Here is a 19,266-nt window from a genome sequence, read left to right as displayed (position 1 = left end):
CATGCTTTCGTCCTGAATCCACGAGCGGGGAGCCGCACCGGACGCCTTCCGCACAGCACACAATGGGGCCGCATCCGGCACGGCCTGCGTCTCGGGCAGCGGTTGACTGGGCGGGTGAGCCGGGTTCCGACGTCCGCTGCGGCTGCACCCCATCACCACTCTCGTGCTGCCGTGCCCCGAGATCGTTGTCAACGGCCATTGAGATGCCCAGGTGGGTGGCCGTTGGGTGTCCAGGCTGGTGGCCATCAGAAACCCAGGCGTGTGGCCAGTCGTGTTGTCCTCTGACAGGTGGTCTTGATGGCCATCGGACTTCTGTCATTCGATCTTGGCCGATAACCGAAGGACGCGGTTCTGACATCCTGTGCAGGTGCCGAAGAAGCGAAAGCACGCCGCGACCCTCGCCGAGGTGGTGGCGGCTATGCAGCCACCACCAGCGGAGGAGTCCGGTAGCTCGTACGTCCTCCCGCCCTTGATGGCCCGCGGCTTCACCGACGCCGACGGCTGCTACTGGCGGCTTGCCCGCGGGCCGCTGGACCCTCGCCGGGCCAAGCGGCTCGCCGTCAGCGCCGACGTGATGTCGATGGGCGAGTACTACGACGACCAGGACCAGTGGTGGCTCCCCCGCTTCCTTGCGGAGGCCGAGCGCCCGGCTGCCTGGCTCGAAGCTCGGGCCGGGTTCGGCGCCGCCGACCTGCCGATCCACGAGGCGTACGAGTTCACCGCGGACGACGGTCGCATACTCCTCTTCATCGAGACGTACTGCTGAGGACGAACGCCCCTGGACCAGGCAGTCAAGATCACTTGTCGGAGGACAGGTGTTCCAGGGGTGGGGGTCAGTGCAAGGGGACCACTCCCTTCCCGGCGAGGGCCTCGGCGAGGCGGTGCGAGTCGCCGGTGGTGGTCACGAGGTGAGCGTGGTGCATGAGGCGGTCGGTGCTCGCGCCGGCGAGGGTCTTCGGCATGATCGTGTCGAAACCGGAGGGGTGGATGTTGCTGGTCACCGCGATGGAGCGTCGTTCGTAGGCGGCATCGATGATGCGGTAGAACGCCTCGGCGGCGTCTTCTCCGACGGGCAGCAGGCCGATGTCGTCGATGACGATGAGGTCCGCGCGGCAGATCCGGGCGACGGTGCGAGCGGTGGACCCGTCGACCTTCGATTTCCCGATCGCGGCGCTGAGCGTCTCCAGGGTGAACCAGGACACGCGCAGGTCCTTCTCGATCGCGGCCTGGGCCAGGCCTTCGGTGAAGTGGCTCTTGCCCGTCCCCGACGGGCCGGCGATCACCAGGTTCTCGGCGCGGCCGATCCATTCCAGGGTGATCAGGGAGTTCTGGGTGGGTTCGGGGATGGTGGAGTCCTCGGCCCGCCAGGAGCCCAGGGTCTTGCCGGTGGGGAAGTTCGCCGAGTGCCGGCGAAGCCGCCGGGTGGCAGCGTCGCGGCCGGTGACCTCCTCGGCGATCAGCAGCCGTGGGACCTCGGCGGGGTCCCCCCGTTGGGCTCGGGCGGTGGCCAGGACGTCAGGTGCGGCCTTGCGCATGTAGGGCAGGCGCATGCGGCGCATGAGCTTGTCGAGTTCCTCGGGGATGGCGGGCGGGCTGGGAAAGCTCATGGCGGTGCCGTTCTGTGGGATGACGTGCAGTCAGAATGCCGTGGTGGGCTGTGTGTTGGCTCAGCGGCCCAGGGCCTGCCAGCCGATGGTTCCGTTCTGGACGGAGTGGGCCTCGTCCGCGCGGACGACCTCGCCGGCGGGCTTGCTGTCCGCGATGTGTCCCAGGATCGAGAGCAGGTCGTCGTCGGCGAAGCGTCCGGCCGTCGCGGCCAGACCGAGGGCCTGGTCGTTGCCCAGGACGGTGGCCAGCTCGACCGCGCGGGCCATCTTGGCGCGGATACGGACCGCGCCGGCGGGTCCGGCCTCCTTGAGCCAGCGCCCGGCCCCGGGGCCGATGCCCACGAACGCGATCTCCGCCTCCGCGGGGCCGCAGCCTCGGCTGGTGGACGCTGCGGCCGTCCGGGTGGTCGGGGTAGTGCGCGTCGATGATCTGCGGAACACCCGGGGTGGAGAGCCGGTGGCGCCACATCTCCGACAGGTCACCGGAGTTGGTGCGGGCGGCGATGGAAAGCTCCTCGCCGACGACCCGGCACCACACCCTCGCGCCGATATGGCCCGGCGGGGTCGAGTAGCGCACCGAGTTGAAGCTGATCGTGCGATCCGGAGCCGACCAGCCTCTCCTCGCCCAGCGCGAGCGCGAGCGGCTCGCTGGGCAGGACGTGCAGGGTGGTGCGTTCGACGTCCAGGCGGTCCGCGGGTATCTGCCCGGTCGCCCGGTGGCGACGGGAGTTCACCTGCTCGCACCAGGTCCGGCAGGTATCCGCGAGCTCAGCGAAGGAGTCGTAGGCGGGCAGCAGGTTCGCACCTGTGGGCACCAGGTCGGCCTTCGCGCTACGGACCGTGGCCTCCGCGCCGCCCTTCGACTCGGGGTCGTAGGGCACGCAACTGGCCACCCGGCAGCCGTAATGCCGGCCCGCGGCGACCATCTGCGGGTGCCGGACCGGGATCCCGGCGATGTGCTCGACGGTGACCGTCTTCGCGTTGTCGGTCAGCACGTAGGTCGGTGCCCCGCCGATCCGCCGCAACGTGGTGTCCAGGCAGGCCACCAGCGTGCCCAACGTGCAGTCCCAGACCGGGATCACGACCCGGAACCGCGACCAGGACAGCCACGCGCAGAACAGCCAGGTCCGCCGGCCGCCGATCCGCGGCCCCTCTCCCCAGTCGAACTGCAGCCACCGGCCCGGCTCGGGAATCCACGTGTCGGCGTACTCCTCTGAGTGCTCCGCCAAGTACAGACAAACGTGCACCGCTTGGTGGTCGGCGTGATGGTTGGCCATAGGCGGTGTGGGGGTCTCTCCGGGGACTGTCATGATCTCGGCTATGGACGAGATCACCAAGGTTCTGAAGCGGGAGTTCGACGCAGAGGAGGGCAGCTTCCTGCTGCGGCTGCGCGGGGATCTGGAGTGGGACCGGGCTGCCTTCACCCGCCTGGAACAGGCGATGCGAGCCGCATGCGAGCGATCCCAGTCTGACGAGAAGCTCGATCGATGGGTCGCCGAAGGGTTCTATGAGGTCGCGACCTGGGTTCCGTCGTGGACGTCACACCCGAACTTCCCCAAGCCGGCGCCCGATGCCTATTTCGAGGACTGCATCGAGCGAATCGGGGATCTTGCCAACTGGTACTTCCGGGGCTGGCACGACTACTTTGAGGGACATGTCTGGACTGACCTGTAAAAACTCCGGGAGGCTTGGTCAGGCCGCGTCGTCCCGTTCACGTTCGATGGCAGCGAGCCGATTCTTGAGCCGGTAGCTGGGGCCGTTGATGGAGATGACGTCGCAGTGATGGAGGAGACGGTCGAGGATGGCGGTGGCGAGGACTTCATCGCCGAACACCTGTCCCCATTCGCTGAAGGTCTTGTTCGAGGTCAGGATGATCGAGCCCTTTTCGTAGCGCTTTGAGATCACCTGGAAGACCAGGTTGGCCTCCGCGCGTTCGAGGGGCTGGTAGCCGACCTCGTCGACCACGAGAACCGCGGGCCGCAGGTAGCTGCCGAGTTTGCTGGTCAGACGCCCGGCGGCCTCGGCGGTCTTGAGGTTGCGGACCATGTCGTCGAGGCTGGTGAAGTAGATCGAGTAGCCGGCCCGGCAGGCCGCGACCGCGAGAGCGACGGCAATATGCGTCTTGCCCACCCCCGGCGGCCCGAGCAGAGCGGCGTTGGCCTTGGCCTCGACGAACGACAACGTGGCGAGGTCCTTGACCTTGCGAGGGTCGAGCTCGGGCTGGAACGAGAAGTCGTAGTCGTCCAGCGTTTTGTGGTGCGGCAGCTTCGAGATCCGCAGACCGGTGCGGAAACGGCGGTCCTCGCGGACGGCGAGTTCTTCGGAGAGGACCAGGTCGATGAAGTCGAGGTAGCCCATCTTGGCCTCGTCGGCCCGCTGAGCGTACTGCGTCAGGGCATCGGCCAGGTGGGGAAGGCCCAGCCTGCCGGCCGTGTTGCGGATGCGGGTGGAGACCAGCTCGCTCAAGACGATTCCTTCGCGCTCGGCTTGGTGGTGAAGGGGCGGGTGCCGGTCAGCTCGTCATAGACCGACAACGGTCGGCGACCGACCTCGACCTGGGTGACCGCGGCCCGGTTCAGCAGGGCCGCCAGCGGCCCGGCCTGCGAGGCCGGGGCGTCGTGGCGGCGGGGCCGCGGCAGACCTCCGTCACCGGTGGTGACGCGCCGGCCGACGCCCGTGGGCAGGCCGTCCCAGTGCTTCTCGTCCACGATCCGGGCGCCTCGGCCGACCGCCCGCGAATGGACGGCCAGCAGCGTTTCGCCCGTGCGATCGGGGGCGGTGGCATGCAGCATGACCTGGGACTTCGTGGCCCTGACTTCGACCAGCTGACGGGGGCGGACCTTGCGGGCCGGCACCGAGTAGAGATTCGCGTCGAAGGCGACGAGGCAGTCCTTGCCGACATGGCGGAGATGCCGCTGAGTGACCACATACGGCGCCTGCGGCAGCGGGCGGAGGGCCACGTGGTCGCGGATCGCACGAAGGCCGATGACCTCGCCGTGGGTGCCATGCACCTTCGCCCGCCGCAGCGGCACCCAGGCGATGAACGCGGCGTCGAGTTCCTCGACCGAGGCAAAGGCCCGTCCCGCAAGGACGTGGTCGCGGACGATCAGCACTTGGCGCTCGACCCGGCCCTTGCCCGTGGGCCGATAGGCAGCCAGTACGTCGGGATCGAAATCGTAGTGCCCGGCAAAGGCGACAGCCTCCGGATGGAGAGGGACGGCTTCACCTGGTGCGACGTGCCGGCGGACCACCGTTTTGGTGCGGTCGTAGACGATCGACATCGGGACCCCGCCGAAGTGCGCGAACGCCTGGCGGTGGCAGTCGAAGAAGGTGGCCAGGTCCTGGCTGGTGGTGAAGCAGCAGAACGGATCGCGCGAGTAGGACAAGGTCATGTGGAACGAGTAGACCTTCGGGATCCCGACGTGGGCGAGGATCTTTCCCTCGTCACCCCAGTCCACCTGGGCCTGAGCCCCCGGCACCACCTCGAACCTGCGGTGCAGGCCCGCCAGTTCACTCGGGCTGATGCCCAGTTCCTCCGCGATCCGCGGGCGGGCTTCCTGCAAGTACATTTTGATCCGCTGATAGCTGCCCGTGAACCCGTACTCGGCCACCAGACGCTCGTGAATCACGGCCCCCTTGAGTAGGATCTCGGCCCGCAGCATCGCGTCGATCAACGGCGCCACCTCATCCACCACCCGCCGGTACGGCTGCCCGTTGGGAGCCCTTCGCGGCGGCGCGACCGGCGTCTCGCCAGACAGATACTTCACGACCGTGCGACGGTTCAGCCCGGTCTCTTTCGCGATCTCCCGCAGGCTCATCGCGCCGGACTCATACAGACCGCGAAACCGCCTCAGCTCCAACCAGCGATGCGGATCCAAGACCACTCTCGCCGCCCTCCACCGACCCGAACAGGACGACAGAAGACTCACGCGTCACCAGCCCCACCGCATCAAGAACGGTGCACGTTCATCCGTACGCGGTGGTGCACGTTCACTTGTACGCCGACACCACGGCCGGTACGTCCGGCGCTTGCCCGTCTTCCACGCGGTCTTCGCCGCGTTCACCGCCCGCCTCGTCGAGCGTGCGCTGCCCCGGTAGCCCATCTTCACGAGCTTCTCGTGGACCACATCGGCGCGGATCGTCGCCTTCGACTGCTCGACCCACTCCTCGACCTTCTCCAGGAACGCGTCGATCATCTTCGGCCGCGGCTCTCGCTCATACGGGTTGCGCCCGCCGTCGCGGGCCGCGACATACCGCTTGACCGTCTTCGGGTCGTGCCCCGTCAAGTTCGCCGCCGACCAGACCGTCCCGGTGAGGTCGTACGCCTCAAGGATTTCCATGATCTCTCTGTCAGACTTCGTCACAGGACCTCTTCGACCAGTCCGCTGATGCTTCGCAAACACCAGCAAACCGGACGGAGGGGTCTCCTCCAGATAAGGAAGCGATCAGGAACACCACAGGTCAGACGGCCATCCACCTGGAATTCCAGTGGCCATCAGCCTGGACTCAACTGGCCGCACACCTGGACTTTGCCACGGCCGCCGACACGCCGCCCGCGACCTGCTGCCCGCTGAGCATTATCTGGACTCCGGCTACCCCTCCGCCGAGCTGATCGTCGGCATGAAGGAGAGCTTTGGCGTCACCCTGGTCACCCCGGTCCTGTTGGACAGCTCACCCCAGGCCCGCTCCGGTGCCGGCTTCGGGCGCACCGCCTTCGCCATCGACTGGGACAACCGGGAGGCAACCTGCCCGCGCGGACACACCAGCACCTGGTGGAGTCCCGCCGTCCAACACGGTACCAAGGCCATCGTGGTCAAGTTCGACAAGGAGACTTGCCGGCCATGCCCGGTCCGAGACAAGTGCACGCGGGCTAAAAACGGCGGCCGCACACTCTCCCTGCGCGCCCGCGAGCAGCAACAGGTCCTCGATGAGGCCCGCACCCAGCAGACCAGCCAGGAATGGCGGGCCAAGTACGCCACCCGCGCCGGCATCGAGGGCACCATCCACCAGGCCATGGCCGTTACCGGCATGAGACGCGCCCGCTACCGCGGCCTGAAGAAGACTCACCTGGAACACGCGTTCTCAGCGGTCGCGCTCAACCTCATCCGTCTCGACGCCTGGTGGAACGGCCGTCCCCTCGACCGAACCCGCTCCAGCCACCTCGCCCGACTCGACCAGCAGGACTTCAACCTCACCGCTTGATCACGGGCCTGCTTGCAGAGAGACTGCGGCCCATGAGGTTCACAGGCTTGGCCGTTGAAACACAGACCACCGGCGTCGAAGCGGACCTCTCCATGCAACGGCAGGCTCACCAGTGAGTACCAGCCTGCCCCACTTCCGCTACCACCCCGACCCCGTCGCAAGCGAGTCCTTCCGCGAGAGTGCCGAGACCTGCGCCTGCTGCAACCGCAACACGGGATGGATCTACACCGCTACTTTCTTCACGGCCCAGGATGTCAGCGGGAGGTTCTGCCCCTGGTGCATCGCAGACGGCAGTGCCGCTGAACGATTCGAAGGTGAATTCACCGACGCATACGGGCTCGACGGCGTCAGCGAGGAGACCCTGGTGCAGGTCACCCGCCGCACCCCCGGTTTCCACGCCTGGCAGGATCCGCACTGGCTTGTCCACTGCAACGACGCGGCAGCCTTCATCGGCGAGGTCGGATACACCGAACTGGCAGCCCACCCCGAGGCCCTCGACCAGCTTCGACTCGACCTTCGGATGAGTGGTTGGCACGACGCATCCCAGCTCGACACCTTCCTGACCCACCTCGGGCAGGGGGCAAGCGCCATGCTCTTCCGCTGCACCGTCTGCGGCACCCATCTCGCCTACGCCGACGCTTCATAGCCACGGCCCAACTCAGCAGGTGCCCTTTCCCTTCAAAGGATCCGCACCCACCGGAATTGGCCAGCAGGATCGTCACCAGCCGCAAACGGTGTGGTCAGTCCTTGGGGTGGTACCACGATGCCGTCACATCTCGGTGCTTTCGTCGGCGGACGCCCTGGCCTGCTTCAGAGGGACACACCGGCCGCAGGTGGGGCGGGCGCATACCTCGAGAGGGGGGCGTTCGGGCCACGAGCTGCGGCCCCGCCAACGGTGCTCGTGGCATAGCTGGTCGGGCTTCGACTGCGGGATGACCCCCAGGGCCTTGCGGGCGGTGGACCGGGCCGCCGTCAGCGCGCCGGGACTCGCCGGCTTGTCCAGCAGCTCAAGTGCCAGGGTCAGAAGCCTGCGCCCCTCCGCGACGCCCAGGAGCTCCTCGGCCGGCACGACGACTCCTCGCCGCCTGTCGGCTTCGTCGGCCGCCGTCCGCCACTCCTGGGCGCCGTGTTCTTCATGCCAGTGCCTCATCCGCGCTCCATCCGCCGGTGGTCGCTCCCTTGTAGACCCTGCTCGGCTCCGTGACGGGACGACACGACTTGGGGAGCCAAATCCTCAGGACGCTGGGGGCCGCCGGTGGGCGCGCTGTCCGGAGAACCAGTCACCGGGGCGCCGGCCTGGTCTTGAAGCCGTATCCGGGGTGTGACCCAGATACGCTCCGAACCCGCCATGGGATGATCTTGTTCTAGTCGTCGGCTTCGGCGAGCGCGCGGTAGAGCGAGGTGACGGGGGGCGCTGGCCAGCGTTCTTGCCGGTCTTGATGGTGAGCTTCTTCGCGATCTTGGGCACAGGGGTGCCCTTGGCCTTGAGGGGTGTGACCGAGGTAAGCGCCAAAGGGGCAACGAGATGATCTTGAAGCCCTGAGCGCTCGGCCCCGTATTTCAGAGGGGCACGAGGGACACGCACGCTGTTCTGCCAGCGGCAGAACACCGATCGAACCGGGCTCGACGATCACTACAGTCCAGTCTCATGACGACGATCACGACGCGTACGGTCGAGTACCCGGCGGACGGTTTGACGATGATCGGGCACCTCGCGCTCCCGGCCGGTGTCGACCGCCGGCCCGCGGTGCTGCTCGGACCGGAGGGCATGGGACTCAGCGACGTCGAGCGCCGCCGGGCCGATGCTCTCGCCGAGCTGGGATACGTAGCGCTGGTCTTCGACCTTCACGGCGGGCGCTATTTGGGCGACCCCGAGGAGATGCTGGCCCGTTGCCTGCCACTGCTCGCCGACCCCGACCGGATGCGAGGCATCGGCCATGCGGCACTCGACCTGTTGCGCACCGAACCGCGGACCGACCCCGACCGGATCGCCGCCGTCGGCTACGGCACCGGGGGCGCCGTCGGGCTGGAACTCGGGCGCGACGGCGTCAACCTGCGCGCGATCGGGACAGTCAACGCACTGACCACGGGCCGACCGGGTGAGGCAGCGCGCATTCGCTGCCCGGTGTGGGCCGGGGTCGGGTCGGAAGACCCGATCATGCCGCCCGCGCAACGGAACGCGTTCACGGCCGAGATGCAGGCCGCGGGCGTCGACTGGCGCCTCGCGGTGTACGGCGGCGCCTTGCACGCCTTCCACCACCCGCCGGTCGACCACCCCACGGTCCCCGGCGTCGGCTACCACCCACAGCACGCGCAGCGAGCCTGGCGCGACGTCGTCGACCTGCTCGCCGAGTGCCTGCCCGTGACGGAGGATCTGGGGGCATGACCCAGGCAAACAGCCTGGCGCCAGGTTTGGTCCGCGTCGGGCACTGACAGTCCCCTCCCCTCAAGTCCGCACAGCAGAACCACATTCGGGCGGGTGCTCGATCGCGGAGACGCGTTCGCAACTGCCGCAGTAAATGCCGGATTTACTGCGACGGAGCCCCGGCCGTGACCGTCGCGACCTGCGGCGGACCATTCCGGCCGCCGGGGCGAGGTGTACGCGTTTACTGCGGCATCGCTGCACTGACCACGCATCAAGTCACACCAAGATCAACCCATTGCCCCTTTGGCGCGTATCTCGGCTGAACCCCAACTGGGCTTCGCGCTACAGATGTGCACGGTGCGCTACATCGGCCGGTTCCTGCCGGACGATCCGCTGAGTGTGCCGTGGCCGGTGCTGGAGCACCTCGTGCCTTGCCCGCCCCGGCAACGCCTCACTCCTCAGGCGATTCCATGGCCGTGGGGTCAGCAGTGGGACGCTGCTCCTCGAAGAAGTCCTTCTTCTTGCCGAACATGGAATCTTCATCCGGGGTGCGGAAGACCGCCCTGCCATAGAGGGCCTGCTGGCAGATCAGCGATTGGTGGCTTGTAGACAGGGCGAGTACCTGCCGAGCCTTCGAGGGTTCGGTGAACCACTGGCGGATGACCAGGTACTGCCAGCCGTCAGGACTCGAGTGCTCCCCGTACACGATCCGGGTCAGCCCATCGAGGACCTTCGTGTGGGAGAGGCCCTTGCCCTCGCCGACAGGGTCGGTGAACGAAACGGTCCAGGACCACCGCTGCCCCTCCCGAAGCTCGACGTCCTCGGGGAAGCCAGGCCCCCACCCCTTGAGGTACTCGGCGTTCGGGCCGATCACGGTCCGTCCCCACTCAACATCGCCGAGAAGGGGGACACGGAGAGGAAGCCCTCCGCGATCCTGCGTGTCTCGTCGTCGGTGATCAAGTGTCCGCTCATGCTCCTCCTTGCTCCTTAAAAGCCCACTCGAAACACGAGAGTGCTTCGGCCGGGACCGGGACCTGCACGTCTTCACCTGCCCGACCGACCCCGCACACCCGCCCCGATGGGTGCTCTCCTAGGGCGCTACAGGGCCACGGACTCGACCAGCGAGCCGACCTCTGCAGACTGCTGTCCCGCGACACGGGCAGAGCCCTGTTCCGCGTCGGGCGCTACAGGGGCGACAACAGCATGAGGACCTCGTCGCGGTCGTCGTCGGCGGCCAGTCGCAAGGCTCCGGGCCAGCGGCCGATCTCCTGCCAGCCGAGCCGACCGTAGAATTCTTCGAGGCCGACACCTCCGCGTGCGGCAAGGTGCAATTGCTCCAGGCCCATCTCGTCTCGGGCAACGTCACGGGCACGGCGCACGAGACCTGCACCGATGCCCTGGCCGCGCACGTCGAGCCGGGTCTGGACGTGGTGCAGCGTGCCCCAGTGCGCCACCAGCGGATGTGCATCGCAACGGATGGTGAGCCAGCCCACCAGGCCGCCGTCGACCGTGGCAGCGATGAGACGGCTGCCTGCCGGACTGAGGCCCGCGACTATGCGATTGACCGCGGCGGTGACCTCCCCGGCATCAACCGGCGGAAAGGGGAACCCGGCTGCTCCGCCCGCGTTGGACACCTCGGTCCAGCACCCGACGAGAGCCAGCAGGAGGTCTTCGGTGATCTCTTCAGGGCTGACGAACTGGGTGAAGATCGGCACGTTGTCGCTGGTCATGGCAGCAGTCTCGCAACCGCGCGGCAGCACTCAACCTTCAGTGGCACAAACCGGCTGGTCACCAATCTTCGATGACAACACTCAACCTCCGGCGTCACAGGACAGCTAAGCTTGTTCTTTGACCTCACGTCACTGCGGAATGCTTGCCAGTGGAGAAAATGCGGTGCGTGCTGGCACCACGCTGGTCAGACTCGCTGACATGACTGAGAAGATCACCCGCATCAACCCCGAGCAGCTGCATGAGACACCCGGCTACCACCACATCACCGTGGTGGAGGCAGGCCGTACCGCCTATCTGGCGGGGCAGTGCCCGCTTGATCGGAATGGTGACCTCGTCGGTTCCGGTTCCCTCGAGGCGCAGGTCGACCAGGTTGTCGCGAACGCGCTCGCTGCCCTGGCAGCGGTGAGTGCCCAGCCTGAACATGTGGTGCGGTCAGTGATCTACGTGCGAAGCGATGAGAGGGACATTCTCGGAGCCGCTTGGCGTCGGCTCACCGAGTCTGCTCTGGGTCCGGCGTTCACCACCGCCAGCACGCTCTTGGGCGTCGCCCAGCTGGGCTTTCCGGGACAGCTCGTCGAGGTGGATCTCACCGTGGCGCTGCCTGACTGACTTCGAACGGCGTATCGAACTGGGTAGCCCGGCTGGGCATTCGCGGGACGCTGGGGCGGCCGTCGTCTGATCATCTGCTCCGACCAAGGTGCACCGAATATGGCGTCGTTGGCCCAGAACGTGATCGTGGTGCCGGTCCTGTCGGTCTCCTCGTGACGAGCGATCGGTCCGGTCGGCTCTCCGTGCTCGAAGGACTGGCTCCACCGGAACCCGTCCACACGGACCTCGGCCGTCAGGCGGGTCGACAGGGCGTTGACCACGGACAGGCCCACGCCGTGCAGACCACCGGAGACCGAGTAGCCGCCGCCGAACTTGCCGCCCGCGTGCAGGACCGTCAGCACCACCTCCAGCGCAGGCCGTCCCGTCCCCGGGTGCAGTCCGACCGGGATGCCGCGGCCTTGTCGGCGACGCTCACTCCCCCGTCGGCCCGGATCGTCACGTCGATCCGGTCGGCAACGCCGGCCATCGCCTCGTCCACGGAGTTGTCCACGATCTCCTGCACCAGGTGATGCAGGCCCCGTGCCCCGGTCGAACCGATGTACATGCCGGGACGCTTGCGGACCGCGTCCAGGCCGTCCAGAACCTGGATCGCACGCGCGTCGTAGGAAACCGACGCGAGGTCTGCGCCGGTGGTGGTCTTGGCGGTGGTTGTAAGTGCCGGAACGCCGAACTCGGTCAAGGCGATGCTCACTTTCAGACACGACGAACTGCGCTGCCGCACACGCGCACGACAGCGATGGGGACGCTGGCTGATGGGCCGTTCCAGGGCATGGCGAAGCACACCCACGGCCGTTGGAGTCCGGCCGCGTACCGCACGGCCCGACTATTCCACTGCACCGGCCAACCCGGGCGACAGTAGGGCGAGAAGGCCCCTGGGGGTTGCCGTAAGGCGATTTCGAGGGTGGAGGTTAATCCCCCTACTTAACTTTCGCCGAAAGGGTCCAGACTGCCCGCCAGATGCCTTCTCGGGCTGCCTGGGATGAGGGATCAAGGCACGGATTCACCGTCACGCTCTGTTGCGTGGGGTTGCCGCCATGCTGAGCCGCGGGACGGCGGCCATGGGAGCGCCAAGCAGCCGCGTGGCGCGCTTCGACGCCCGGGCAGCGGTCACATTCGGGTAGCCGGGTCACGGCAACGTGGCCGCCGAACGCCTGGAGGGCGGCGCCCCCCTTGCAGGGGTGCCGCCCTCCGCGCGTCAGGGGATCCGGGCTCGGGTCAGGGGCAACCTCGGCCCGTGCTCGGGTTGGTGCAGGCGTCGGTTCCGATGCCGCCGTCGTTGACGTTCGTGCCGGGGCCTCCGTCGAGGGTGTCGTTGCCGAGACCGCCGAGCAGGGTGTCGTCGCCGCCGTCACCGGCGAGCTGGTCGTTTCCGCCGGAGCCGGTGAGCTGGTCGTTGCCGTTGCCGCCACAGATGCGGTCGTCGCCTCCCAGGCCGTTGACGTCGTCGTCGCCCTCGCCCGCGGCGATGACGTCGGGGCCGGCGGTGCCGTTGATCCGGTCGTTCCCCGCAGTGCCGGTGATGGTCGCGGGCAGGCCGAAGCAGAGCGGGGCCTGACCGCCGGACGGCGTGACCGTGGTCGTCTCCGTAGCGGTGTTGTTCACCGGGTCCGGGTCCTCGACCGACCCGGTGACCGTGACCGTGTTGGAGAACGTACCCGGCGCGGTGGTAGCCGCGGTGATGGTGCGCGTCCTGGCCGTGTCGACGGCCACGGCCCCGATGTGGCACGTCACCACGTTCGATCCGGGAGCCGTCTCGGCGCATCCAGCGCCGGCCGAGGTGAAGTCGAGGCCGGCGGGCAAGGTGTCGGTCAGGGTCACGCCGTAGGCATTGGTCGGGCCGTTGTTGGTGACCGCGAGGGTGTAGGTCACGCTCTGACCCGCCACCACCGGATCGGAGCGACTGTCCGACTTGACGACCGAAAGATCCGACCGAATGGGAACCGGGCTCACCTTCACCACGAAGGCATCGCGATCGCCGTTGTGCGTAAGGTCGGGGCCCACGGTCGCCGGGAAGGACGCCGAAGAGGTGAACCCGGCGGCGTAGGCGGCTCCGGCGGAGTCGGCGGCGATTCCGGTGCCCTGGTCGGCGTTGTCGAGGTAGCCCGCATAGATCAGCTCGCTACCGTCCGGGGCCACCTTGGCGACGTAAGCGGAGGCGCCGCCGAAGGTCGGATCGGGCCCGTCCTTCACGGGGAAGGTCGACTCGCTCGAGGAAGTGTCCCCGATGACGTAGGCGGCGCCGAGGGAGTCGACAGCGATGTCGAGGGCCTGGTCGGAGCCGGCACCGCCGATGTAGCCCGCGTAGGCGAGGCTGCCGCCGCCGGGGGCGACTTTGGCCACGAACGCATCGGCGGTGTCCCCGTTGTAGGTCAGGTCCGGGCCCACCTTCACCGGGAAGCCGCTCTCGGGCGAGTCCGTCCGGCCGGCGACGGATGCGGCGCCGGTGGGGTCGACGGCGATACCGAAGGGGGTGTCCGTTCCGGCGCCGCCGATGTAGCCCGCATGGACCAGGCTCAAGCCGTCGGGGGCCACCTTCGCGACGAACACGTCGATGCCCCCGTTGTGGGTGAGGTCGGGGCCGACCTTCACCGGGAAGGTCGACTCGTCCGAGCTCGTCTCACCGGTGACGTACGCCGCTCCGGTGGCGTCCACGGCCACGCCGCCGCCGAATTCGGCGCCGCTGCCACCGATGTAGCCGGCGTAGACGAGGCCGCTGCCCAAGGGAGCGACCTTGGCGATGAACGTATCGGGGCCGCCCGAGTGGAGGGTGACGTCAGGACCGCCCGTCACGGGGAAGGTCGACTCGTCGGACCTGGTCTCACCGGTCACATACGCCGCGCCAGTGCCGTCCACCGCGAGACCCTTCACGAACTCGCCGGCCGCCCCGCCGATGTAACCGGCGTAGACCAGTGCTGCGCCGTCCGGTGCGACCTTGGCGACGAACGCATCGTCGCTGCCCCCGTTGTAGGTGAGGTCCGGGCCGCCCGTCACGGGAAAGCCAGACTCGTCCGAGCGGGTGTCTCCAGCGACATACGCGGCGCCGGAGCCGTCCACGGCGATACCGATCCCGGCGTCGAATCCGGCCCCGCCGATGTACCCGGCGTAGACGAGGTCGGTGCCGTCTGGCTTGACCTTGACGACGAACGCGTCGAAGTCGCCGTTGTGGATGACGTCGGGCCCCACCGCCACGGGAAAGCCGGACTCGATCGAGGTGGTCAAGCCCGTGATGTAGGCGGCGCTGGTCCCGTCCACCGCGATGTCGGCGGCCTCGTCGTCGCCGGCGCCGCCGACGAAGCCCGCGTACACGAGTGTTGCCGGGTCGATCACCAGCGCGCGGGTCTTGTCATACGCACCGAGTTCGAACCCGTACGTGGTGGCGCCCTTGCCCTCAACCTTGCCCTTGCCCTTGACCTTGGTCAGTTGGAAGGCGCTCTTCACCTCCGAGCGGCGTCGCTCCGCGCCGGCGCCGGGCTGGTAGCTCACCGGTGCCTTGTCCGTCAGGGGGCCCACCCCTGTGTCGACCCGCAGCGCACCGGAACGCTCGATCCTCACATCGGAGGCGCCGCGCCAGGACATGCGGATATGGGACGGGTCAGCACCCGGCTCCACCCGGAACTCGTACTTCAGCTCGCTCCCCGTACCGGAATAGACGAGGTCGATGCCGGGCCACAGATCGTGGTAGACCAGTCGCCCGTAGGTCTTCAGCCCCTTACGCCACTCCCCCGACGAGCCCTTGAAATAGCTCACCCGGCCTGCGCCTGGGGCCTCGGCCACGGGCTCGGTCGGCTTGGCCCCCACGAAGTCGAGCTTGAGACCCCACCGTTTGTCCTTCTTGCTCAGGCCGTAGGTGAGACCGGTCTCGGTGAACGCCACGGACGTCCGCGAACCGTGAAGGTAGTAGTCCGCCTCCCCCGGTACCTGCCCCTGGTTCTCCACGAACCGCAGCGGCATCTCGGTGACCGCCGCCTTGATGCGGCGTTCCTGGGCCGCCGACAGTTTACCGGCAACATGTTGATCTGTCAGGGTCGACTCTCCTACGGCGGCTTCAGCGGCACCTGCCCCTGCACCCGCCACCAGCAGACCCAGAACCGTAGCGACGGCAAGCATCCGGCGCACTGATCAGCCCTCTCACGCTCGTCCTAACCCCTCGTCAGGTGATCAGCAGACACTCGATGTACGGTGCGCCGGGCACGCCACGGCAAGGGACGAACCCGGACGGCCCACGAACGTCCGCCGTACGTGGGTCCATCCCGAGTGACGGGCCGGTCAGCCGGTGAAGGGTTCCAGTGCGAAGCGGCCGATCGCGATGAGCACCCGCAGCTCGGACACACCGCCTCGGCTGTCGTGCTGCGGGCGTCGACGCGTACCGCCTCGTCCCACATGTTCACCGACAGCACCGTCACGGCCGCGACCGACGGGACAACAGAGCTTCCAACCGGAGCAATGTCTCTCCCACGATGTCGAACTGTCGGCCACCCCGAGATCGGCAATGATCATTTTCAGGCAACTTCCCGGAGGCCGCCGCGGACGTCAGTCGTCACTCAACGCATGCGCTTCACGGAATGGAGCCAGAACCCGAGTTGGGACGGCAGTTGTTCACCGCTTCGGGAGGCGGTTGGATCGGTGCGGGGTCGATGTTCATGAGAACGGGAGGCACCTGATCCGGAGCCTGTTCCGGGTGCCGGTTGAAGAGTGCCGAGGGGGGTGCCGTGGAGTGGTCGATGGGACTGCTCGGGTTCGCCGCAGGGCTCCTGATATCGGTCACCACCGCGCCCGTGGGCGTCTCCGGAGCAGTCTTCCTGCTGCCTGTGCAAGTCAGTGTGCTGGGCGTGCCCAGTCCGGCCGTGACACCCACGAACCTGCTCTACAACGTCGTGGCCGGCCCCGGTGCCCTCCTGCGCTACTGGCGGGCCGGACTGCTGGGCGGGCCGCTGACCCGGCTGCTCGTCGCGGGCACCGTTCCCGGCGTCGTCGTCGGCGCCGTGATCCGCGTCTTCGCCGTTCCCGGCCCGCGCATCTTCCGCCTCCTCATAGCCGCAATGCTCCTGCCACTCGGGCTGTGGCTGTGGCTGCGGACCGTACGCGCGGCACCACCCCGCACCCGAGATCAGCCTTCGCCCCGCGCGACGACGTCGCTGGCCCTGGCCGTCGGCGTGGCCGGTGGCGTCTACGGAATTGGGGGCGGCTCCCTGCTGGGCCCGATCCTCGTCGGCCGCGGAGCACCGGTCACCACCGTCGCACCCGCCGCCCTCGCCTCCACCTTCGTGACCTCCGTCGTCGGCGCGGCCACCTACGCGCTACTCTCCCTCGCTGCCCCAGGCGACGTCGCCCCCGACTGGCTACTGGGCCTGTCCTGCGGGGCCGGTGGCCTCCTCGGCGGATACCTCGGCGCGCGCCTTCAGCCACACCTGCCCGAGACGGCTCTCCGGCTCTTGCTCGGCACACTCGCCACCGGAGTCGGCGCGCTCTACGCAGTTCAAATCCTTCGCTGACCGTGCAGTGCCCTGCCGCCCTGGGGCACCCGGGTGCTGTCGAAACTCGGTTCTGGCTCAGATCTTGGGAAGCGGTCGCGGATCGTCACCTTGGTGTTCGATTGTGAGGGGCTGGGTCGTGTGTGACCGCGTACGCCTGGCTGCCCGGCAGCCGAAAGTGACGCTCCATCAACTCCCTGATGGTCTCTGCCATGGTCGGCCGTGGGCGGTGATCGTGCCGGTCATGCAGACCAACGCATCGTTCTGGGATTCACTCGTGTTCGACGGGATCGACGACGTGGACGTCGAGGCGGTGACCGCCTTGTTCCGTACGGTCGAGGTGGTGGCGAGAGGCCGGTGGCCGGCGAGGAGTGTCCGGACTGCGTCCGCTTCTCGGACCGGGTGCACGACCGCTATCGCCGCAGGTTGAAGGATCTTCCACTCGCTGAGCAGGGCTTCGTGATCCGGTTGGTGGTCCGGCGTTTCATCTGTGGGGCGGCGGACTGTCCGCGTCGGACGTTTGCTGAGCGGTTCTCCCGGCTGGCTGCCCCGTACGCACCGTTCACCACGCGGCTCAACCATGCCCTGGAGCGGGTGGGGCTCGCGCTGGCCGGGCGGGCCGGCGCCCGGCTGGCAGCCCAGCTGGGCTTCGGCGCGGGAAGGATGACCTTGTTGCGCAGGGTCATGGCATTGCCCGATCCCGCGTTCGGCACGCCGCGGGTGCTGGGCGTGGACGATTTCGCGATCCGTCGCGGCCAGACCTACTCCACCGTCTTGACCAGCGTCGAAGACCATCGCGTGGTCGATGTGCTCCCGACGCGTGAGGCCGGGCCGCTGGCTGCGTGGCTGGTCCGTCACCCAGGCGTGGAGATCATCTGCCGGGACCGGGCGGGCGCCTACGCCGAAGGCGCCCGGCGCGGTGCCCCTGACGCTCTGCAGGTCGCCGACCGGTTCCATCTGTGGCAGGGCCTCGGCCGGGCCGTGGAGACCTGCGTCGCCGCCCACCGCGACTGCCTGCGCAACCCATCGCCCAGGGGCATGCTGCCGGAGGCCACCGGACTTGTTTCCGCTCGACCGCAGGACGACTCGGAGCCCGTCGGCCGGCGGGCCGACCGGAAGAAGGCGGCACACGCCTTGGTCCACGAGCTCCTGGCCCAAGGCCACTCACGCCGGGCGATCGCCCGGCACCTGGACTGGGGCCTCAACACCGTGCTCCGGTACGCGAACGCCGCACGCTGGCAGGACACCATCCGCGAGAACCGGCCCCGGCTCAGCAGACTGGACCCGTACAAGCCCTACCTGGAGCAACGGTTCGCCGAGGGATGCACCAGCGTCACCCACCTCCACAGCGAACTCGCCGCCGCCAACGCGCCCGTCACCTACCAGATGGTCCGCGCCCACATCGCCACCCTTCGCGGGGCTCCGGCCGGCGCGCCGCCGCGACCGCCGACAGTGCGGCAGGTGACCGGCTGGCTCACCCGACACCCCACGACCAGCCTTCGTCGTGATCACGTGCACCTGGGTCGGAGCACATGGTCAGACGAAGGCCGCCCCCACGTCCGGTGAATCCCCAGGTGAGCGACTCAGTTCGAGACGGTGTTCGAAGTGAGCGACGTAGTCTCTCACCGTGCCTACTCTCCTGGAACTTCTGCAGTCCCTTGACGAACAGCCTGCCGGAGCTGTGATCTACGCGGCCAAGCCATGGACGGCCGCCTCAGATGCGGTGGCCGTCGCGTTCGATGCGCCGCCGTCCGACCTTGCCTATCTACTCGAAGTCGAACTGGCTCAGGACGTCCTCGAAGTGTGGTCGTCCTGGCGGAACGGAGCCCAGCCAAACGCCTTGGGGATATGCCAGGCAGTCATCCACTACGCCGACCACGACGCCTACCTGGACGTACATCACTGAACATCGCCACACAGCGACAATGGCTTCGGCCTTCGTTGATAAAGAACAAGCTCAGCTTGTCGTTTAACGTCCGTCAGGGACTGACGTATTCGCCCCAGCCGAAGGTGAGGTTGTAGGCGCGTCGGAGGGCATCCCAGCTTCGTCCGCCACGCATGTGGATGACCGCCAGCGCGAGGATGAACCAGGCTGCGAAAGCCCCGGAGACGATGAGTGTCCATCGTGGGCCCGAGAAACTCGCGATGACGATCAGGGCAATGACGGTCACGCCCAGGCCGAGGTGTCCGGCACGGATGTCTCGGGGGGCGGCTTGGCCTTCTGCGGGGTCAGGGACCGCGTCCGTGCCCTTCTCGCGCTCGGAACTGTGCTCCATCGGCT

20 protein-coding genes and 2 pseudogenes are annotated in these 19,266 nt (G+C 68.0%); 10 read left to right on the top strand and 12 right to left on the bottom strand.

Going from position 1 to position 19,266, the window contains the following annotated elements; translation table 11 throughout:
* Positions 1-367: 367 nt before the first annotated feature.
* On the top strand, positions 368-766 hold the full coding sequence (locus tag OG625_RS38490; protein WP_329390213.1) for a hypothetical protein: 399 nt from the start codon (positions 368-370) through the stop codon (positions 764-766).
* Positions 767-833: 67 nt separating this feature from the next.
* On the opposite strand, the gene OG625_RS38485 is transcribed toward OG625_RS38490, so the two are convergent.
* Genes OG625_RS38485 through OG625_RS38475 form a run of 3 tightly spaced genes read right to left on the bottom strand, consistent with a single transcriptional unit; the run spans position 834 to position 2,836 of the window.
* Positions 834-1,607, bottom strand: a complete 774-nt coding sequence (locus tag OG625_RS38485) for an ATP-binding protein (protein WP_329390211.1) — start codon at positions 1,605-1,607, stop codon at positions 834-836.
* Positions 1,608-1,667: 60 nt separating this feature from the next.
* Positions 1,668-2,048, bottom strand: coding sequence for a hypothetical protein (locus OG625_RS38480; RefSeq protein ID WP_329390208.1), 381 nt, complete (start codon positions 2,046-2,048; stop codon positions 1,668-1,670).
* Between the two features lie 38 nt (positions 2,049-2,086).
* Positions 2,087-2,836, bottom strand: a complete 750-nt coding sequence (locus tag OG625_RS38475) for a hypothetical protein (protein ID WP_329390206.1) — start codon at positions 2,834-2,836, stop codon at positions 2,087-2,089.
* Positions 2,837-2,927: 91 nt separating this feature from the next.
* On the opposite strand from OG625_RS38475, the gene OG625_RS38470 reads away from it, so the two are divergent.
* Positions 2,928-3,281: a hypothetical protein gene (locus OG625_RS38470; RefSeq protein ID WP_329390204.1), complete on the top strand. Its 354-nt coding sequence runs from the start codon at positions 2,928-2,930 to the stop codon at positions 3,279-3,281.
* Between the two features lie 18 nt (positions 3,282-3,299).
* Here the strand turns inward: OG625_RS38470 and istB are convergent, their stop codons facing one another.
* From istB to OG625_RS38455, 3 genes are all read right to left on the bottom strand, one after another.
* Positions 3,300-4,073, bottom strand: a complete 774-nt coding sequence (gene istB, locus OG625_RS38465) for an IS21-like element helper ATPase IstB (RefSeq protein WP_329390202.1) — start codon at positions 4,071-4,073, stop codon at positions 3,300-3,302.
* Positions 4,070-5,425: an IS21 family transposase gene (gene istA / locus OG625_RS38460; RefSeq protein WP_443067844.1), complete on the bottom strand. Its 1,356-nt coding sequence runs from the start codon at positions 5,423-5,425 to the stop codon at positions 4,070-4,072. Before istA ends, istB begins: the two co-directional genes overlap by 4 nt.
* A 114-nt stretch (positions 5,426-5,539) precedes the next feature.
* Positions 5,540-5,947 (bottom strand): hypothetical protein, encoded by a 408-nt coding sequence (locus tag OG625_RS38455; protein ID WP_329390198.1) that lies wholly within the window; start codon positions 5,945-5,947, stop codon positions 5,540-5,542.
* Positions 5,948-6,095: 148 nt separating this feature from the next.
* Between OG625_RS38455 and OG625_RS38450 the strand changes: the two genes are divergently transcribed.
* Both OG625_RS38450 and OG625_RS38445 read left to right on the top strand, forming a co-directional pair.
* Positions 6,096-6,809 (top strand): transposase, encoded by a 714-nt coding sequence (locus OG625_RS38450; RefSeq protein WP_329390195.1) that lies wholly within the window; start codon positions 6,096-6,098, stop codon positions 6,807-6,809.
* A 112-nt stretch (positions 6,810-6,921) separates the two neighbouring features.
* A complete protein-coding gene (locus OG625_RS38445; RefSeq protein WP_329390193.1) occupies positions 6,922-7,455 on the top strand; it encodes a CbrC family protein in 534 nt (177 codons plus the stop codon).
* Between the two features lie 123 nt (positions 7,456-7,578).
* Here OG625_RS38445 and OG625_RS38440 read toward each other — a convergent pair whose 3' ends face one another.
* Positions 7,579-7,959, bottom strand: coding sequence for a hypothetical protein (locus tag OG625_RS38440; protein WP_329390191.1), 381 nt, complete (start codon positions 7,957-7,959; stop codon positions 7,579-7,581).
* A gap of 498 nt (positions 7,960-8,457) precedes the next feature.
* Between OG625_RS38440 and OG625_RS38435 the strand changes: the two genes are divergently transcribed.
* Both OG625_RS38435 and OG625_RS41540 read left to right on the top strand, forming a co-directional pair.
* Positions 8,458-9,195, top strand: coding sequence for a dienelactone hydrolase family protein (locus OG625_RS38435; RefSeq protein WP_329390189.1), 738 nt, complete (start codon positions 8,458-8,460; stop codon positions 9,193-9,195).
* Positions 9,196-9,501: 306 nt separating this feature from the next.
* Positions 9,502-9,600 (top strand): annotated as a pseudogene (locus OG625_RS41540) (DUF4158 domain-containing protein); the annotation flags it as partial.
* 25 nt (positions 9,601-9,625) lie between these two features.
* Here the strand turns inward: OG625_RS41540 and OG625_RS38430 are convergent.
* Entirely contained in the window at positions 9,626-10,048 is a 423-nt protein-coding gene (locus tag OG625_RS38430) for a hypothetical protein (RefSeq protein WP_329390187.1), read from the bottom strand.
* 310 nt (positions 10,049-10,358) lie between these two features.
* Entirely contained in the window at positions 10,359-10,904 is a 546-nt protein-coding gene (locus OG625_RS38425; RefSeq protein WP_329390186.1) for a GNAT family N-acetyltransferase, read from the bottom strand.
* Positions 10,905-11,103: 199 nt separating this feature from the next.
* Between OG625_RS38425 and OG625_RS38420 the strand changes: the two genes are divergently transcribed.
* Positions 11,104-11,514: a RidA family protein gene (locus OG625_RS38420; RefSeq protein ID WP_329390184.1), complete on the top strand. Its 411-nt coding sequence runs from the start codon at positions 11,104-11,106 to the stop codon at positions 11,512-11,514.
* Between the two features lie 95 nt (positions 11,515-11,609).
* Here the strand turns inward: OG625_RS38420 and OG625_RS38415 are convergent.
* Together OG625_RS38415 and OG625_RS38410 are read right to left on the bottom strand one after the other, a co-directional pair.
* Positions 11,610-12,058 (bottom strand): annotated as a pseudogene (locus OG625_RS38415) (ATP-binding protein); the annotation flags it as partial.
* Positions 12,059-12,729: 671 nt separating this feature from the next.
* Positions 12,730-15,621 (bottom strand): DUF7948 domain-containing protein, encoded by a 2,892-nt coding sequence (locus OG625_RS38410; protein WP_329390182.1) that lies wholly within the window; start codon positions 15,619-15,621, stop codon positions 12,730-12,732.
* Between the two features lie 602 nt (positions 15,622-16,223).
* On the opposite strand from OG625_RS38410, the gene OG625_RS38405 reads away from it, so the two are divergent.
* The 3 genes from OG625_RS38405 (at position 16,224) to OG625_RS38395 (ending at position 18,891) form a co-directional block, all read left to right on the top strand.
* Positions 16,224-17,006 (top strand): sulfite exporter TauE/SafE family protein, encoded by a 783-nt coding sequence (locus tag OG625_RS38405; RefSeq protein WP_329390180.1) that lies wholly within the window; start codon positions 16,224-16,226, stop codon positions 17,004-17,006.
* A 405-nt stretch (positions 17,007-17,411) separates the two neighbouring features.
* Complete coding sequence (locus OG625_RS38400) at positions 17,412-18,551, top strand: ISL3 family transposase (RefSeq protein ID WP_329390178.1); 1,140 nt, start codon at positions 17,412-17,414, stop codon at positions 18,549-18,551.
* Between the two features lie 61 nt (positions 18,552-18,612).
* Complete coding sequence (locus OG625_RS38395) at positions 18,613-18,891, top strand: hypothetical protein (RefSeq protein ID WP_329390176.1); 279 nt, start codon at positions 18,613-18,615, stop codon at positions 18,889-18,891.
* Between the two features lie 73 nt (positions 18,892-18,964).
* On the opposite strand, the gene OG625_RS38390 is transcribed toward OG625_RS38395, so the two are convergent.
* Complete coding sequence (locus tag OG625_RS38390) at positions 18,965-19,261, bottom strand: hypothetical protein (protein ID WP_329390174.1); 297 nt, start codon at positions 19,259-19,261, stop codon at positions 18,965-18,967.
* Positions 19,262-19,266: the final 5 nt, after the last annotated feature.

The sequence above is a fragment of the Streptomyces sp. NBC_01351 genome (assembly GCF_036237315.1).
Classification (GTDB): Bacteria; Actinomycetota; Actinomycetes; order Streptomycetales; family Streptomycetaceae; genus Streptomyces.
The sequence above is the reverse complement of the archived record's forward strand: the minus strand, read 5'-3'. Positions and strand labels throughout refer to the sequence as shown.

Bases quoted from the DNA above. Each gene is read 5' to 3' on its own strand.
- OG625_RS38485 (WP_329390211.1), bottom strand. From the start codon at position 1,607: ATGAGCTTTCCCAGCCCGCCCGCCATCCCCGAGGAACTCGACAAGCTC.
- OG625_RS38470 (WP_329390204.1), top strand. From the start codon at position 2,928: ATGGACGAGATCACCAAGGTTCTGAAGCGGGAGTTCGACGCAGAGGAG.
- istA (WP_443067844.1), bottom strand. From the start codon at position 5,425: ATGAGCCTGCGGGAGATCGCGAAAGAGACCGGGCTGAACCGTCGCACG.
- OG625_RS38455 (WP_329390198.1), bottom strand. From the start codon at position 5,947: ATGGAAATCCTTGAGGCGTACGACCTCACCGGGACGGTCTGGTCGGCG.
- OG625_RS38440 (WP_329390191.1), bottom strand. From the start codon at position 7,959: ATGAGGCACTGGCATGAAGAACACGGCGCCCAGGAGTGGCGGACGGCG.
- OG625_RS38435 (WP_329390189.1), top strand. From the start codon at position 8,458: ATGACGACGATCACGACGCGTACGGTCGAGTACCCGGCGGACGGTTTG.
- OG625_RS38425 (WP_329390186.1), bottom strand. From the start codon at position 10,904: ATGACCAGCGACAACGTGCCGATCTTCACCCAGTTCGTCAGCCCTGAA.
- OG625_RS38420 (WP_329390184.1), top strand. From the start codon at position 11,104: ATGACTGAGAAGATCACCCGCATCAACCCCGAGCAGCTGCATGAGACA.
- OG625_RS38410 (WP_329390182.1), bottom strand. From the start codon at position 15,621: ATGCTTGCCGTCGCTACGGTTCTGGGTCTGCTGGTGGCGGGTGCAGGG.
- OG625_RS38390 (WP_329390174.1), bottom strand. From the start codon at position 19,261: ATGGAGCACAGTTCCGAGCGCGAGAAGGGCACGGACGCGGTCCCTGAC.